Raw genomic sequence first — 14,719 nt, 5'->3', positions numbered from 1 at the left:
AACACTTAAAACTTACCTCTTATGGCGATCCTTAGTCAACTGAAATGGTTTTCTCCAGTGGTTTTTTGAGTAATGAAACTCAAAGCTCTTTCAATTGTGGAAAAAGTAATCAACTGGCTGTCCCGATCTAAATCGTCGGCAAATTGCCGTGCAGCGGCCGGAGAGATTCCTGTTACATAGAGATTGCTTCCCATAATCCGAAGCGCTTCGTAAATCTGCCGGAACCAATAAAGCGGTGATTTTTCATTCCAGGACAAGCCTGTAATATCGATGATGGCATGCTCAATTCGATGTTCTTGAACATACTCACAGATTTTAACTTTTAAGGTTTCAAAACGCTGAAGATTCATCGTACCGACCAGTGCGACAGTAGCAACATTTTCTTGTATCGATAAAATAGGAAGCATCAGCTTTTCGATTTCGTCTTCATTAGCCATAATTGCCTGTTGCTGGGAACGCTCCAGCGTAATATCTGTCTGCGTACCGATGAAGTACAGCTTGCCTTCTATTTGGACCGGTTCGATGGCTAGACGATTCCAAAACGGTGAACCGTCTTTTCGGTAATTCCGCAACGTTAATGTAATCGGTTCTTTAGCAGCAATGGCTTTCCTCATTTTCTCTATATCTTCTTTATCCGTTTCTGGCCCTTGCAAAAATCGACAGTTCTTTCCGATTACCTCTTGTTGTGCATAGCCCGTCATTTCAATAAACGTTCGATTGGTGTAGATGATCGGATTATCCTGTTGCGACGGATCCGTTACGATCGTCCCGACTTTACTGCCATCAAGCATGGCTTCCAGCAAGGTTACTTGCGTTTCTTGGGTAAGTTCTTTCAAGTGGTCCACCTCTTCTTTCCATTCATGCAATAATCGTAGCATAATCCCCCTAACCAAATCCACGAACTGCTCATTTGCCACGTTTCAGGATTCCTTTACAGGGTAAATGAAGAAACAAGGACTTTTTTAAAAGTAGGAGGAAGATACCATGGCAAAAGTATTGGCGGTATTATCGAATGGCTATACAGACGAAGAACATAATTATGTAACAGGTTGGTGGGCAGAAGAACTTTTCGCACCTGCATTGGAACTTGAAAAAGAAGGCCATACCGTAGGACTTGCTTCTATTGATGGTGGAAAACCGGTCGTCGATCCATTAAGCCTCAGCAAGGATTATGATCCAGATGGAATTTATAAAAAACAATATGAATCAGGTATGGCAGATAAAACAACTCCGATTGTGGACGTCAAAGCCAGTGACTACGATGCCATCATGATTGTTGGTGGACATGGAGCCATGTTCGATTTGGCGCATAATGAAGATTTGCATGCTGTCATTAATATTGTGTATGAATTGGGCGGTATCGTTTCTGCAGTTTGTCACGGGCCGGCACCACTCATCTATACGAAAACCAGAGAAGGCCGTGGAATTCTTGAAGGGCTGAAAGTAACCGGCTATCCCAATGCAAATGAGCCTGAAGAAGTGGTGGATTTGCTGCCTTTCAGCTTAGAGGATGAATTGAGCAGAATCGCAGATTACCATGAAGAAAAAGAACAGGATGCCTATGTTGTTTGGGGCAGCAAACAAATCCTAACAGGTCGAGATCCGCAATCTTCACAGCTCTTTGGCCGTGAATTGGCACAAAAATTGAAACAACGCGAACTGAAAACAGAAGAAAAATTAGTGGATTGAACTCTTATTTTTAAGGGTAAAGACTATTAACGGCAAGTCCAAGGAGGCATTCAAATGAGCAATAATGAAAAAGACGATTACATGAAAGAAACCGAAGAAGAAGCGAAGCGCCGTCCGAACGAGCAAAAAGAAGGATTGCAAGAACCTAAAACCACAGGCTACAAGCCTTTGCAGCTGGGCATCATTATTTTTGTTGTTCTCGTTCTCATCCTTGTCGGTTTTGGAATTGCAACAGATTGGTTCGGAATTTTCAACTGATCCCTTTCTTACATGAGCCATTTAGAAATTCCCACACAAAAAGGGGCTGTCTCATAAGCCCCCAAAATAAAACAGACGGAGAAAAAAAGTCCTTTTTCTCCGTCTGTTTTTCGATTTGAGAATGGTTTTTCTGAAAGCAGCTGGCGGATGCCGGCTTCTTTCAGGAGATTGTGGGTCATTGCCACAATCCCGAACTCAGTGTGTACTTTGTCGATGCCTCGGAGGTAAAATCTCCGGAACGACCGATTGCCCTTGATATGGCCGAACACACTTTCTATGTCAATTTACAGAAATGGACGGTTTTTTTGTATACTTTTTTAGCTTCAGAATGGCTGACGGGAATGGAGACGGCGACTCCTGCTGGAACAGCGCGTGGTGAAGACGGTGCAACCGGCTGAGGCCGTGCCCGCGGAAAGCGTCCGTCGAAATGGATGTCAGCCTTTTCTTTAGAACGCAAACAGGGACTGCACCCTAAAAGTCATTTTTCATGACCTTTTGGGACAGCCCCTTTTTTGCTGTTCAAAAACTCGCAGCTTTTATTTTAATGCCGAATTCTTTCTCTTTTTCACTTACATGCTTTCCGTCAATTCCAATTCGAAACTCATGAGTTCGCCGCCTCTATAAGCCTTCACTTCCAACGTATCCCCAACTTCCGTTTCGTTGTAAAGGTATTGGCGAAGCTCGAGAATTGATTTCACCGGCTTGCCGTCCAGTTCAACAATGACATCATACGCTTCCATTCCGGCTGTTGCCGCTCCGGATCCTTCGACCACGGATTGGACGACAATGCCGCCTTCCACTTCTGCAGGCAACCCTAATTGGCCAGTGCGGTACTGTGCTGGCACTTCAGCTAAATCCAATATAGCGACACCCATCGAAGGACGCTCAACTGCGCCTTCGGTCTCCAGATCTGCAATGATCGGGATAGCGGTATTGATTGGGATCGCCAAACCAATTCCTTCTACTGCTGCTTGCGCAATTTTCATGGAGTTGATGCCAATCAATTGACCCTTAGCGTTGATCAGCGCGCCACCACTATTGCCCGGGTTGATGGCAGCATCGGTTTGAAGAACTTCCGACTGCCAATCTTCTGTGCCGTCCTGGTTTACATCAATGGGAATCAAGCGCTCAGTTCCCGAAATGACCCCTGTGGTCACCGATCCCGAGAATTGAAGGCCTAATGGGTTACCAATTGCGATTACCGGTTCTCCGGCTTTCAAGACTGAAGAATCTCCAAATTCAGCAACTGTTTCAATACTTTTACTTGGAACTTTCAAAACAGCCAAATCAGTCCACACATCCGTCCCAAGCACTTCTGCATCCAATTCAGTTCCATCTGACAAGGTGACCATGACGTCTTCGGCACCTTCTACTACATGGTTATTGGTGACAATATAGGCAGTGTCTCCGTCTTTCTTATAGATCACCCCTGAACCGGCACCGGCCTCCTGCGCTTCACTGTCTGTGGCAGTTGGAGCAGAAAATGGATTTTGCTGTGCCATCTGCAAATTTGAAACGCCAACGACCGCATCATTGGTCTGTTCTACAATTTCCGTCACATCCGAAGTGACCACTGTGGAAGTTGTCTGCACGCCACTGACCGACTCGGTTGTAGTTGCTCCTACAGCCGCTTCCGGTTCTGCGTCTGTCACACCAGGCAAAATGACCCCCACCAATAACGCCCCTGCAACCAATCCTGTAAAGCTCGAAGCGAAATAGCCTCGTTTGCCCGTTTTCTTGTCATTTGAATTATAATATCCCATCATATGTCCTCCTTATTCTGTCAATGTATTAACGATGTCGTATGACTCCGTTTTTTCGGCCAGCCATTCTGCGTATTTCGTATTCAACGCTTCATCAAATAAAGTTTCTTTGATTTGCTCTTTGCTGTCTTCCAAGTTCGCCTCGACTGCAGCGGTTTTTCCTGTCATCTGGATAATATGGAATCCATAATCTGTCTGGACAGGTTCACTGATTTCATCTACTTCCATACTGAATGCAGCTTCCTCGAATTCAGGGGCCATCTCACCGGCACCAAAAGCTCCCAATGCACCGCCGTTTTCAGCATTGCTTGTATCTGTCGAATATTCCGCTGCCATTTCAGCGAAGTCGCTGCCGTCATCCAACTTGGCTTTGACTTCGTCGGCTTCTTCCTCAGTAGCCACCAATATATGGCTTGCTTCCACCTGTGATGGCTGATTGAATGAATCCTTATTTTCTTCGAAGTAGGTTTTGATCTGCTCATCGCTTATCTTAATATCAGGCCCGACGATTTTCTCGACCTTCAAGTAGATGTCCATCTCCTCTTTCAAGTCTGCCATTGTCATACCGCTTGCTGTAAGAGCTTGTTCAAGAGCTTCAGTTCCGCCATAGCTTTCTTCATAAACCGCCATTTCTGCATCCAGCTCTTTTTGCGTCACTTCGATTCCTGCTTTATCCGCTTCCTGGTTCACCACTTCGTTGGAAATCAAAGCTTCCAGTGTCGCCGGTCCCGTAGAAGCCGCCATTTTTTCATATAATGCATCTTTTGTGATTTTTGTATCTCCTACTGAAGCCACTGTTTCATCTCCTGAAAATGCAACCAGCATAATGATAGCCGCTGCCGCTACCGCACCAATGGCAATATAGTAAAACTTTTTCATCTCTGTACCTCTTCTCCTGAGTCGTTATACAAAGCTTATCAAGCAGTTATGAATAAACTATGACCAGAGTTTTAACAGAAAGAGAAAGTTTGGCACAAAAAATAACCCGAGGGAAAATCCCAGGGTTATTTTTTGTGAGGAAGGCGGATAATAAATTTCGTACCTTGCCCTTTTTCGCTTTCAACGCGAACTTCTCCCTCATGCAGCGCCACCAATTGCTTGACGATTGACAAACCAAGCCCAAATTGCCCGATTCCGCGTGACAAATCAGCTTTGTAGAAACGGCGCCAGATCATATCGATTTCTTTGACGTCGATTCCTGACCCGTCGTCTTCCACGGTGATCACCATGTAATCACCCTCTGAGAAAGTAGAAAGCGAAATCGTGCCGTTTTCGGTAAATTGGATCGCATTTTTAGTAATGTTCATCAGAATTTGAATCAGTCGGTCCATATCCCCGTAGATGATGTCGCCAGGATTGGTGTTGATGACGATTGAATCGCCTTTTTCTTTCGCCTGCAGATAAAGCTGTTCCTGAATAATTTCCAAAAGCTCATCTGCTTCGATTTCCTCTTTTGTCAGTACCACTTGATTGGATCTTATTTTTTCATAATCCAGATTTTCATTGACCAGGCGCATCAGCCGTTTCGTCTCATCGCTTGCCAGGCGGATGCCTTTTTCCCGCTGGCCTTCTTCAATCATATTGTTCCGCAAACCTTCGATAATGCCAGCAATCGTGGTTAAAGGCGTCCGCATTTCATGTGAGACATCCGCCATAAATTGGCGACGGCGATTTTCAAGCCGGTCGATCTCCTCGTTTGATTTCCGGAGTTTGGCGGCCATCTTATTGAAGTCATGTGCCAGATCCCCAAACTCATCAAAATTCGATTCCGGCAGATTGACATCATAATGGCCTTCGCTGATCATCGAGGTTGCTTTTCGCATCCGCTGAATCCGGCTGACATGCAATTTTGATAACCATAGGCTGAGCAGCAAGGCGCTCGCCAAAGCCACCAGGATTGTCGTGATCAAGGTTTTATTCAACTCGGCAATCATTTCGCTGACGCCGCTGACGGGCGAAGCAAGCAGGACGCCGCCTGCCAATTGGTTATTATCGAAATAAGGCATCGCCACAAACGTCACTGTGAGCTCAAACCTTTCGACATCCCGGTTGACGACCAATGTCTCGCCCTGTTCGATGACATTCCATTCTTTCTGGGTCAGTTCTACAGGCGGGAAAGAGCCGGAGACCGGATACAAAATTCGGCTTTGCTGATCAAAAACGATGAAACTGATGTTCTGCGCTTCCAGGATCGATACATAAGCCTGCAGATTGGTGCCTGGACGCACCCGTTCGAGCTCGGCAATAATCTGTTCCCCGTAATTCTCGAGTTCTTCCGCTTTTTCATCATAGGCAAAATCATCCACATAGCGGACGAATAAAATACTTAAAATTAAAAATGCGATCAGCAAAATGCTCATATGGCTGGCAATCAGCTGATAGAAATACTTAATTCGCGTGTTCTTCAAATTTATAGCCAACTCCCCATACCGTATGGAACAGCTTGTCTCCGCCATCGATTTTCTTGCGCAACCGTTTGATATGAACGTCTACCGTTCGCTCGTCGCCGTAAAACTGATAGCCCCATACCTGTTCCAATAATTGTTCCCGGCTGAACACCTGCTTCGGATGCTGCAGGAAAAACACCAATAAATCGAATTCCTTCGGGGTCAAGCTGTCTACCGCCTGCCCATCCTTCAGTACATCCCGCGTCTCTTTGTTGACGGTGAAATGGGCGGTTTGGATGGAGTCCGATACAGGCTCGACTTTCTGTGTTCGGCGTGTCACCGCTTTGATACGTGCCATCAGCGTTAGCGGACTGAATGGTTTCGTGACATAATCGTCTGCTCCCATTTCAAAACCGATGACCTGGTCGGATTCACTGTCTTTTGCCGTCAGCATGATGATCGGTACGGCGTTCCCTTCCTCACGGATTTTGCGGCATAGTGCAATGCCATCCATCCCGGGAAGCATCCAGTCCAAGATCAGCAGATCGTATATTCCGTCTTTGTATTTACGGTATCCTTCCAGTCCATCAGCTGCGAATTCACCTTGTATGCCTTCTTTTGAAAAGAACAGCTCCAGCATGGAACTGACGCTTGGGTTATCTTCCACCACCAATATCTTCATCCTGCACCTCCGTCGTTCTTTCTCCTAAAGGTAAATGACAAATCCAAATGACGCAAGCAACTTGAAAACCGCCCTTCAACATTCGAAGAGCGGTTCAGCAAGCGATCAGGCTTTTTTTTCACGGTTTTTAAGCTTCTCAAAGATATCGCCGATCATGTCGTAATCAATGGCGATATTGTTTTCATACGCATATTTGACACCATAACCCAGTGCCAAGGTCATGGACGAAGCAACAGTCCCTCCAATAATGGATCCTGCTCCAGGAATGAATTTCAAGGCTTGGCGGTAAATTGTATGGCCGATGGTTTGAGTAGCCGTAATGACAATCATGTCTTTTGCCGCTTTTTTGGTTAATGGCTTATCGTAAAGGTTCGATAATTTGATGATCAACCCAACTTGCAAGGTAGTCAACGGCAAAACATCGGAACCAGGAATCGGCGATGCACCGATCACACCGGCTGAAACGCCAGCCCCGATGATCCAGCGTGTAGCAGCTGAAGACTTTTCTTTCATACTTTTGGCGAAGAGCAGGTCTTTACCTTTCTTTTCGAGCAAAAAAAGGATTTCCTTCTTTAAGGTTTCCAGATTTTCTTCTGTTTTCGAAGAAATCGGAATGACTTTGTATTTATGGGCGGTATGCTCTTTGACGAACTGGACAATGGACGGAATATTCTCTGCTGCATCGATTTTATTCAAGACAATCAAAATATCTTTATTGTGTTTTTCAATTTCATTGAATTTCTCTTTTTCGCTTTCAGAGAACACTGTGCCTGCTGCATTCAGGAAGAACAGCACGACGTCGGATTTCTGGACGAACTCCAGTGTTTTCTTAGGGTTCTCATCATTCGGATCATTCAAGCCCGGTGTATCCATGAATTTGATATTCTCGAGACCGTGGATATTGTAGGGATCCACACTGACTGTTTCCCCTGGCATCGGGTTGGTGCTGGCAATATCTTCACCGATGATTTTATTGACGGTGGATGATTTGCCCGCGTTCACTTCTCCGATTAAGGAAATCAGAAGATCTTGATCCAGTGCATCATTGACTTTTTTCATTTCATTTTCAAACATCTTGTCCATTGCCTGCATGACTTCTTTTTCAAATTCTTTTACCATAGACCGGTTTCCCCCTCATTTCGTACTTACTGTCTAGTATAACGGCTTCCCTATACCGGATGGAATTATTCCTCGATATAGTCTTTTAATAACGTATCCGCATAGTTCATCAAGGTTTCCGTATCCCGGATATGTTTTTTAGCTTCGCTGTTTTTACTGCGCTTTTCCATACTTTTCAAATCGTACAGCACTTCAGGCAGTTTTGCCCCAGGTGCTTTATAGAATTGTTCCGACTGGATGTAAGACCCTCCAGGCATATAATAACGCATGCCCAGCAGATTTTTTTTGTAATGGAACAGATTGTGCCCCATCATCGGCTCGTCGTGCTCAACCCCAAGCAGCGCCAATAATGTCGGCATAATGTCGGCCTGGCCGCCGAGACGCGTCATTTCAGCTTCTTCAAACAGATTTCCACCTGTAAAAATCAGCGGAATGGTAAATTGATCTTTTAAAGAATACGTATGCCCCAAGAAGTTGCTTAATAGCTGCCGGTCTTCTTCCGTCACTAAAGTGCCGTGCATACCTGAGTGGTCTCCAAAAATGGCAATTAAGGATTCTTCATAAATCCCTCGATCTTTCAGTTCCTGTATAAATAAGCCGATTTGTTCGTCTGCATAGCGGATGGACTGTAGATAATTCCCGATGTACATGCCTTCGTATTCTGCCGGGAGTTCAAGATACTCCATAGCATTGGGCATTTCAAATGGGGTATGGCTGGTGACTGTAACGATGTTGGCGTAGATGCGCTCGTAAGTGTCGAGCTGGCGCGGCAGTTCTCCTGCTACAAAATCAAACAGCACTTCATCTGCCGGACCAAAACCGACATTTTTGATATTTGGGAGGTCATCGATCGAGAAGACCTCTTCGTAGCCAAGAACCGGATAAAGCACATCCCGGTTCCAAAATGTCACATCGTCCGCATGGTAGGTTGCAGATCCATAACCTTCGTCTTTTAATGTACGGGCCAGGGAAGGCACTTCTTTCCCGGTGAGGCTGTTGGCCGTCGGAATCATGCCTTGCGGATACAGTCCGGTATTGGCAATCCATTCTGCATCAGAAGTCGTCCCCGCGCCCACTTGCTGAAAGACATTTGAGAAGTAGGCACTTTCACTCAACAGCTTATTGAGGTTTGGTGTGATTTCCTGGCCGTGCAAGGTTCGGCCAATGACGAAATTCTGCAGTGATTCTACTTGGATGACGAATAAATGCCGCCCTTCCGCGATTCCAAAATTGTCGTGTTCACTGACTTCCACATACTTATTGCCTTTCAACTCTTCCAATTCTTTGGCTGACAGCTTGCTGGAAGAGGCATGTGCGGTTTCTGTGGAACGGTTATACAATTGAGCCAGCTGAGACTGCAAAAATCCATTTTCTTTCGCAAAATAAGAAACATCAATGACCGGTTGTTGCAGCGCATACACAATGGTGATCGCACAAATCGCGGCCATAGTGACTGCCGTATATTTCATGGCAACAATTTTCACCGGTTTTTCGAAGCGGCGGGCAATGAACACCAGCAAAATAACATCCAGAAAGAATAGGAAATCCCAAGGATTTGCAAGCATCGAAATGGTATTGCTGACAGAACTCGACTGCGTCAGCTGCTGTAAATCGTAGTAAGAAGGGATGGTGGAATAATAGCGTATATACAACGTGACAGTAAAGAAAATGACGGAAGTCAGCAGATTAAAAATAAAGACAGTCAACCATATCCGTTTTTTTGCCAGCAGCAAAACAGCAGATAACAGCAGTGCCCACATCGGAAATTCAATCAAAACAATATGCAAAATCGATTTTGTATCAAAAATAAGCACACGAAAAGCACTCACTTTAATTAATAACAAGAGGAAAATCAGTATATAGGGCAGGGCATCATTTTTTTTCATTTGAAACACCTCTTTTCTTCAGACGATTGCTCGAATCGATTGTTGCATATATTCCTGGTAAAAGGGAAAACAAGGACTAAACAGAAACGAAAATATAAAAGGAGCGATAAAATGCAACCCTTAAAAGCACTTTTCCTTAACACTTCGTTGAAAAATTCCAAAGAACCTTCTCATACAGAAGGATTTATCAAGGATGTTCAATACCATTATAATCAATTGGGAGTAGAATCTGAAACCTTGCGTTTGGCTGATTACTCCATCGCCTATGGTGTTCAGGAAGACATGGGCGACGGTGATGAATGGCCCCAAATCCTTGAGAAAGTATTGGCTGCAGATATTGTCATTATCGGCACCCCCATTTGGCTAGGCGAAAAAAGTTCCTTGGCGACGCAAGCCATTGAACGCCTTTATGGAAGCAGCAGCGTCACCAACGACAAAGGGCAAGCCGTTTTCTACAATAAAGTTGGCGGCGTGGTTGTAACCGGCAACGAAGATGGAGCAAAACATTCAGCGGCTTCCATTCTATACGGGCTTTCCCATATCGGTTTTGTTATCCCGCCGAATGTTGATGCTTATTGGGTCGGTGAAGCAGGACCTGGCGATTCTTATATGGATGCCGGGCGCAACAATGAATTCACCAAATCCGCAATTCAGCGGCTTGCTTATAACACCTATCATTTAGCTGGCATGCTCAAGAATAATCCCATTCCAAATGAAGGAAATACGCTGGAATGACGTGCCGCTAAACAGCCAACAGCCCCCTCAGCTGTTGGCCTTTTTAAATGGTCATTTCCATATCCGCGCCATTGAGGAATGGCCATTTTCCACTTCCACTTTATAGACATCCGGATTCGTCAGCTTTTGCCATTCTGAAAATCCATAGCCTGAATCGATTTTTTTCAAGAGCAGACCTAATAAGTTTCCATGTGTCACCGCTGCCGTCCCATCTTCCATTTCATTCATCACTTCCATCGCGCGGTCAATCGCTTCTTTTCCCGATTCGCCTCCCGCAAACTTCAGCTCTTCATCACCGAACGATTCCTTCAGTTTTTCCATCCAGTCTGGCAAGTCCTGCGTGCTCAATACGCGTTCAGCCAGTCGGCCATCCACTTCAATCGGCAAACCTAATTGTGCTGCTGCCGGTTCGATCGATTGGATAGCACGGGTGAATGGACTGGCGACAAGATGGGCCACTCTCTGATTTTCCAGAAAATCCGCCAATTTATACGCTTGCTGCCTGCCTGTTTCGGTCAACTCTGCATCCGGTGCCTGTCCGCTTGCTTGGCAATGCCTAATCAAGTAGATTGTTTTTTTCATACTTTTTCCACCCTACCCCATTTATCTTTTATCAGAACCAGTAAATCCATTCAATAGAGCTTGACGGAAGCACACGCTGGCGATTTCGAAAACTATGTTGCCGCCCTACTACACAACCGTACTGTACTCTCCTATATGTACCATAACCATGATACGTCAGTCCTGTTACTGTTATACCTCACATTCCCTAAATTTCATTTGTTAATCAAAAAAACCCGGGCAAAAGCCCAGGTTTTGGTAGTTTATAATTTTTTCATAAGATTGGCCATTTCAATCGCACCCGCTGCAGATTCCCAGCCTTTGTTGCCGGCTTTTGTACCTGCACGTTCAATCGCCTGTTCAATGGAATCTGTGGTCAAGACTCCAAAAATGACCGGAATATTTGCTTGGTCACTGGCCCGAGATACGCCTTTCGCCACTTCGCTGCAGACATAGTCGAAATGAGGCGTCGCACCTCTGATGACTGTGCCGAGAGTAATGACGGCGTCATAGTTCCCGCTCATCGCCATCTTTTTGGCCACCAGTGGAATTTCAAAAGCTCCCGGTACCCAGGCGATCGAGACGTCATCTTCTCCAACGCCATGGCGTTTTAATGCGTCTTCTGCTCCGCTCAATAGTTTGCTGGTGATAAATTCATTAAAGCGTCCGACCACGATGCCGATCCGCAACCCTTCACCGTTTAAATATCCTTCAAAATGAACAGTCATTTTTCCATCTCCTCTACTGAATTAATACGCTGTTGTATGCTGATTTTTCTGCTGATACGCAACCAAATCCTTGATTGTCAACATACCAAGGTTGAGCCGCTCTGCCACTTTCTCCAAATCATCCACACGTGCCATCGTGCCGTCTGGGTTCATGATTTCGCAGATGACCCCTGCCGGAGCAGATCCCGCAAGCTTCGCCAAATCGACAGCCGCTTCCGTATGGCCTGCCCGTTCAAGCACGCCGCCATCTTTCGCAATCAATGGAAAAATATGGCCCGGACGTTTAAAGTCTGCAGCCTTCGCCTCTTGCTTGATTAGGCTGGTGATGGTGTGGGAACGCTCAAAAGCGCTGATACCCGTGGTTGTATCTCTATGGTCAATGCTGATGGTGAAGGCGGTGCCGAATTCATCCGTATTTTGATCAGTCATCAAGCCAAACTCCAATCGCTGTGCGATGGAACCGGCAATCGGGACACAAATTAATCCTCGTCCTTCCGTCGCCATCAAATTGACAATCTCAGGTGAAGCAAACTCTGCCAATGCGATAAAATCGCCTTCATTTTCTCTGTCTTCATCATCGATTACAATAACTGCTTTTCCAGCCTTTAAATCTTCGACGGCTTTTTCTACAGTGTAGAACATCATTTCAGCATCTCCCTTTAAAATCCATTTTCCGCAAGCCAGCTTCTGCTGATTTTCGGTTCTGCGGTTTGAACTCGTTCGGTATACTTCGCCAAGAGATCACACTCAATATTGACCTTAGCGCCAATGCCTTTTTCGCCTAATAACGAATCCTCCCGTGTGGTCGGGATGAGGGAAATGGCAACCGTATTGTGGCCAAGTTTAAAAATCGTCAATGAAGTTCCATCAACCGCTATTGAGCCCTTGAGCATCATGTATTTCATCAGGTGAGGATCGAGTTCAATTGTTTTGGTGACAGCATTGGCTTCTTTCTTCACTGAACGGATTACGCCGACGCCATCGATATGGCCGCTGACGAAATGGCCGCCAAAGCGGCCGGTGGCTGGCATGGCACGCTCTAGATTTACGCGCGCTCCTGTTTTTAATTCCATCATTGTTGAAGATTTGACCGTTTCTGGAATGACATCGACTGTGAACGTTTGAGAATCGAAGGAAGAAACAGTCAAACACACTCCGTTTATGGAAATACTGTCTCCACGCTTCATATCCTCCAAAATCAACACACAGAAAATCGTCAGTTCCATAGCCTGCGGTTTTGCGCGGACTTGCGCAACGCGGCCGACTTCTTCGACTATACCTGTAAACATTTAGGCACACTCCTCCATTCCGGTCGCCGGAGCAGATTTAATTCGTTTTCGTACAAGTAGTTGGGTGCTTTCCACCATGGGGCGTATGGGTGGTGAGGAAAGGATGGTGCTGAAGGTTGTTTGCATGTGCCTTGCTTCTTTAACAAGATGGCCGGTTTCCCGACAATTTTGGGTACCTTTAAAAAGCCCGGTTTCCACGGAGGAAAAGAGCAGCATTAAAGATCGGTGTGTTGCATTTCCAGAGACGGGTCCCTGTTCAGGTATTTTGGTCATACAAATTCCTCCTTTCAATTTCAAACGATTGAAAAGAAGAGGCACATAACGAAACCGATCTCTGAATTCTTCTCCCATCCAGACTGTAACTGTCGGTGCCGGAATTTCACCAGCTCCACCGCTTAAGCGCTTTAAACATAGTGGCCTATGCCTGCATTCGCTTAACCGGGTCACGGACTTGCAGTTCCCTGCTCACCGCCGGTAAGGAATTTCACCTTGCCCCGAAGAATTAGATTCGTAGTTTCGTCCCTTTCATAGTAGCATAGAAAGAAACTGAACTATAGAAATTACAAGAAATTGGTCTTTGGGAGCAGTGCTGTTTGCTTTTCATATGCCATATTCCACCGGTACCAATCGGTAAATTGTTTCAAAAAACCCAAATTACCTATAGTTTTCTGAAACCTTATCACGAGCAAATCATGCTGTAGAAAGGATGGTTTTAACATGGCCCATCACCAAATTGTCAAAGGCATTAAAGTCGATGCCGAAACACGCTGTGCGCATTATCATTCTCCAATCGACCGGATTGCCATTAAGTTTTTTTGCTGCCAGGAATACTTTCCCTGCTTTGAATGCCATCAAGCGGAAGGTTGCGGCAAGCATGAGGTTTGGCCCAAAGACCGTTTCGATGAAAAGGCGGTCCTATGCGGAACGTGCGGACATGAACTGTCGGTCGAAGACTATCTAGACTGCGCTTCAACCTGCCCTACCTGTTCATCGCCATTCAATCCAGGCTGTAATTTGCATAAACACCTATACTTCGGATAAGGAGCTGAAAGGCGTGCATTTTCCAGTTGAAAATAAAAGAGCGAAAGCATTTCTGCTTTCACTCTTTTTCATTCAAATATAGGGACATTACATGCTGTTCGCCTTTGGTCCGCATAATCCGTCTGCCTGTATCTTTGAATCCGGCTTTTTGGTAAAGGCGTTGAGCCGGAAGATTACGGGCATTGACGCCTAGTACCACTTCATCAAAGCCCGGAAATTCCGTCTTCATAAATTCAGGAAGCGCATAAATGGAGCCTGTAGCGATGCCTCTGCCTTGGAATTTAGGATTCACCGAAAATCCTCTCAGCAACAAGGCTTTCGGATTATCCGAATACTTTTTTCGGTCTTCTGATTCATCCAGTTCAAAAAAACCCGCGTCTTCGCCACGTGCCTTTATGATGATGAAATGTTTCGATCGGTCTTTTGCATCTTTTTCTACAATTTCCTTAGGCAGACGTGTAAATTCCAATTGATCTGATGGCAAATCATAATCAATCGAAACTCCTGAAGAATAGCGGTGCAATGTAACTTCTCTTTTCTTAATCACGTGAAGCGGCCTCCTTATTTACATTCGCTGTTCA

16 protein-coding genes, 2 pseudogenes and 1 riboswitch are annotated in these 14,719 nt (G+C 45.4%); of the genes and pseudogenes, 4 read left to right on the top strand and 14 right to left on the bottom strand.

The annotated features are described in order from the left end of the window. Positions 1 to 35: 35 nt before the first annotated feature. A complete protein-coding gene (gene ytvA, locus IRE19_RS00220; RefSeq protein ID WP_203338879.1) occupies positions 36 to 878 on the bottom strand; it encodes a YtvA family blue-light photoreceptor in 843 nt (280 codons plus the stop codon). A gap of 106 nt (positions 879 to 984) precedes the next feature. On the opposite strand from ytvA, the gene IRE19_RS00215 reads away from it, so the two are divergent. Continuing rightward, on the top strand, positions 985 to 1,689 hold the full coding sequence (locus IRE19_RS00215) for a type 1 glutamine amidotransferase domain-containing protein (RefSeq protein ID WP_203338878.1): 705 nt from the start codon (positions 985 to 987) through the stop codon (positions 1,687 to 1,689). A gap of 54 nt (positions 1,690 to 1,743) precedes the next feature. Then, positions 1,744 to 1,947 (top strand): hypothetical protein, encoded by a 204-nt coding sequence (locus IRE19_RS00210; protein ID WP_203338877.1) that lies wholly within the window; start codon positions 1,744 to 1,746, stop codon positions 1,945 to 1,947. A 154-nt stretch (positions 1,948 to 2,101) separates the two neighbouring features. Here IRE19_RS00210 and IRE19_RS18545 read toward each other — a convergent pair. The 7 genes and pseudogenes from IRE19_RS18545 to IRE19_RS00170 form a co-directional block, all read right to left on the bottom strand. After that, positions 2,102 to 2,231 (bottom strand): annotated as a pseudogene (locus IRE19_RS18545) (transposase); the annotation flags it as partial. Between the two features lie 285 nt (positions 2,232 to 2,516). Next, positions 2,517 to 3,710 (bottom strand): S1C family serine protease, encoded by a 1,194-nt coding sequence (locus IRE19_RS00195; protein WP_203338875.1) that lies wholly within the window; start codon positions 3,708 to 3,710, stop codon positions 2,517 to 2,519. A 12-nt stretch (positions 3,711 to 3,722) separates the two neighbouring features. Then, on the bottom strand, positions 3,723 to 4,589 hold the full coding sequence (locus IRE19_RS00190) for a peptidylprolyl isomerase (RefSeq protein ID WP_203338874.1): 867 nt from the start codon (positions 4,587 to 4,589) through the stop codon (positions 3,723 to 3,725). A 125-nt stretch (positions 4,590 to 4,714) separates the two neighbouring features. Continuing rightward, positions 4,715 to 6,118 carry a sensor histidine kinase gene (locus tag IRE19_RS00185; protein WP_238943021.1) on the bottom strand — a complete coding sequence of 468 codons (1,404 nt, stop codon included), beginning with the start codon at positions 6,116 to 6,118 and terminating at the stop codon, positions 4,715 to 4,717. After that, positions 6,099 to 6,779, bottom strand: a complete 681-nt coding sequence (locus IRE19_RS00180; protein ID WP_203338873.1) for a response regulator transcription factor — start codon at positions 6,777 to 6,779, stop codon at positions 6,099 to 6,101. The genes IRE19_RS00185 and IRE19_RS00180 overlap by 20 nt, the downstream gene beginning before the upstream one ends. 105 nt (positions 6,780 to 6,884) lie before the next feature. Next, positions 6,885 to 7,898 carry a YcjF family protein gene (locus tag IRE19_RS00175; protein ID WP_191714963.1) on the bottom strand — a complete coding sequence of 338 codons (1,014 nt, stop codon included), beginning with the start codon at positions 7,896 to 7,898 and terminating at the stop codon, positions 6,885 to 6,887. 65 nt (positions 7,899 to 7,963) lie between these two features. Further along, on the bottom strand, positions 7,964 to 9,784 hold the full coding sequence (locus IRE19_RS00170; protein ID WP_203338872.1) for an LTA synthase family protein: 1,821 nt from the start codon (positions 9,782 to 9,784) through the stop codon (positions 7,964 to 7,966). Between the two features lie 111 nt (positions 9,785 to 9,895). Here IRE19_RS00170 and IRE19_RS00165 point away from each other — a divergent pair, with 111 nt between their 5' ends. Then, positions 9,896 to 10,519 carry a flavodoxin family protein gene (locus IRE19_RS00165; protein WP_203338871.1) on the top strand — a complete coding sequence of 208 codons (624 nt, stop codon included), beginning with the start codon at positions 9,896 to 9,898 and terminating at the stop codon, positions 10,517 to 10,519. Positions 10,520 to 10,570: 51 nt separating this feature from the next. On the opposite strand, the gene IRE19_RS00160 is transcribed toward IRE19_RS00165, so the two are convergent. The 5 genes and pseudogenes from IRE19_RS00160 to IRE19_RS00140 all read right to left on the bottom strand — a co-directional run bounded on the left by IRE19_RS00160 (position 10,571) and on the right by IRE19_RS00140 (position 13,370). Then, entirely contained in the window at positions 10,571 to 11,101 is a 531-nt protein-coding gene (locus tag IRE19_RS00160; protein WP_203338870.1) for a histidine phosphatase family protein, read from the bottom strand. Positions 11,102 to 11,343: 242 nt separating this feature from the next. After that, positions 11,344 to 11,808 (bottom strand): 6,7-dimethyl-8-ribityllumazine synthase, encoded by a 465-nt coding sequence (gene ribH, locus IRE19_RS00155; protein ID WP_191714958.1) that lies wholly within the window; start codon positions 11,806 to 11,808, stop codon positions 11,344 to 11,346. 39 nt (positions 11,809 to 11,847) lie between these two features. Next, positions 11,848 to 12,450, bottom strand: a pseudogene (ribB, locus tag IRE19_RS00150) (3,4-dihydroxy-2-butanone-4-phosphate synthase); the annotation flags it as partial. A 17-nt stretch (positions 12,451 to 12,467) separates the two neighbouring features. Beyond that, complete coding sequence (gene ribE, locus IRE19_RS00145; protein WP_203338869.1) at positions 12,468 to 13,097, bottom strand: riboflavin synthase; 630 nt, start codon at positions 13,095 to 13,097, stop codon at positions 12,468 to 12,470. Further along, complete coding sequence (locus IRE19_RS00140) at positions 13,098 to 13,370, bottom strand: hypothetical protein (protein WP_203338868.1); 273 nt, start codon at positions 13,368 to 13,370, stop codon at positions 13,098 to 13,100. Between the two features lie 62 nt (positions 13,371 to 13,432). After that, a riboswitch (FMN riboswitch) is annotated at positions 13,433 to 13,603 on the bottom strand. A gap of 211 nt (positions 13,604 to 13,814) precedes the next feature. On the opposite strand from IRE19_RS00140, the gene IRE19_RS00135 reads away from it, so the two are divergent. After that, positions 13,815 to 14,138: a CHY zinc finger protein gene (locus IRE19_RS00135; protein ID WP_203338867.1), complete on the top strand. Its 324-nt coding sequence runs from the start codon at positions 13,815 to 13,817 to the stop codon at positions 14,136 to 14,138. A 58-nt stretch (positions 14,139 to 14,196) separates the two neighbouring features. Here the strand turns inward: IRE19_RS00135 and IRE19_RS00130 are convergent, their stop codons facing one another. After that, positions 14,197 to 14,685: a GNAT family N-acetyltransferase gene (locus IRE19_RS00130; protein WP_191714954.1), complete on the bottom strand. Its 489-nt coding sequence runs from the start codon at positions 14,683 to 14,685 to the stop codon at positions 14,197 to 14,199. Between the last annotated feature and the right edge of the window lie 34 nt (positions 14,686 to 14,719).

The sequence above is a fragment of the Planococcus beijingensis genome, assembly GCF_016820615.1.
In the GTDB taxonomy this organism is placed as follows: domain Bacteria; phylum Bacillota; class Bacilli; order Bacillales_A; family Planococcaceae; genus Planococcus; species Planococcus notacanthi.
Note: the sequence above shows the minus strand (reverse complement) of the source record. Positions and strands in the feature narration are given on the sequence as shown.

Bases quoted from the DNA above. Each gene is read 5' to 3' on its own strand.
- ytvA (WP_203338879.1), bottom strand. From the start codon at position 878: ATGCTACGATTATTGCATGAATGGAAAGAAGAGGTGGACCACTTGAAA.
- IRE19_RS00215 (WP_203338878.1), top strand. From the start codon at position 985: ATGGCAAAAGTATTGGCGGTATTATCGAATGGCTATACAGACGAAGAA.
- IRE19_RS00210 (WP_203338877.1), top strand. From the start codon at position 1,744: ATGAGCAATAATGAAAAAGACGATTACATGAAAGAAACCGAAGAAGAA.
- IRE19_RS00195 (WP_203338875.1), bottom strand. From the start codon at position 3,710: ATGGGATATTATAATTCAAATGACAAGAAAACGGGCAAACGAGGCTAT.
- IRE19_RS00190 (WP_203338874.1), bottom strand. From the start codon at position 4,589: ATGAAAAAGTTTTACTATATTGCCATTGGTGCGGTAGCGGCAGCGGCT.
- IRE19_RS00180 (WP_203338873.1), bottom strand. From the start codon at position 6,779: ATGAAGATATTGGTGGTGGAAGATAACCCAAGCGTCAGTTCCATGCTG.
- IRE19_RS00175 (WP_191714963.1), bottom strand. From the start codon at position 7,898: ATGGTAAAAGAATTTGAAAAAGAAGTCATGCAGGCAATGGACAAGATG.
- IRE19_RS00170 (WP_203338872.1), bottom strand. From the start codon at position 9,784: ATGAAAAAAAATGATGCCCTGCCCTATATACTGATTTTCCTCTTGTTA.
- IRE19_RS00165 (WP_203338871.1), top strand. From the start codon at position 9,896: ATGCAACCCTTAAAAGCACTTTTCCTTAACACTTCGTTGAAAAATTCC.
- IRE19_RS00160 (WP_203338870.1), bottom strand. From the start codon at position 11,101: ATGAAAAAAACAATCTACTTGATTAGGCATTGCCAAGCAAGCGGACAG.
- ribH (WP_191714958.1), bottom strand. From the start codon at position 11,808: ATGACTGTTCATTTTGAAGGATATTTAAACGGTGAAGGGTTGCGGATC.
- ribE (WP_203338869.1), bottom strand. From the start codon at position 13,097: ATGTTTACAGGTATAGTCGAAGAAGTCGGCCGCGTTGCGCAAGTCCGC.
- IRE19_RS00140 (WP_203338868.1), bottom strand. From the start codon at position 13,370: ATGACCAAAATACCTGAACAGGGACCCGTCTCTGGAAATGCAACACAC.
- IRE19_RS00135 (WP_203338867.1), top strand. From the start codon at position 13,815: ATGGCCCATCACCAAATTGTCAAAGGCATTAAAGTCGATGCCGAAACA.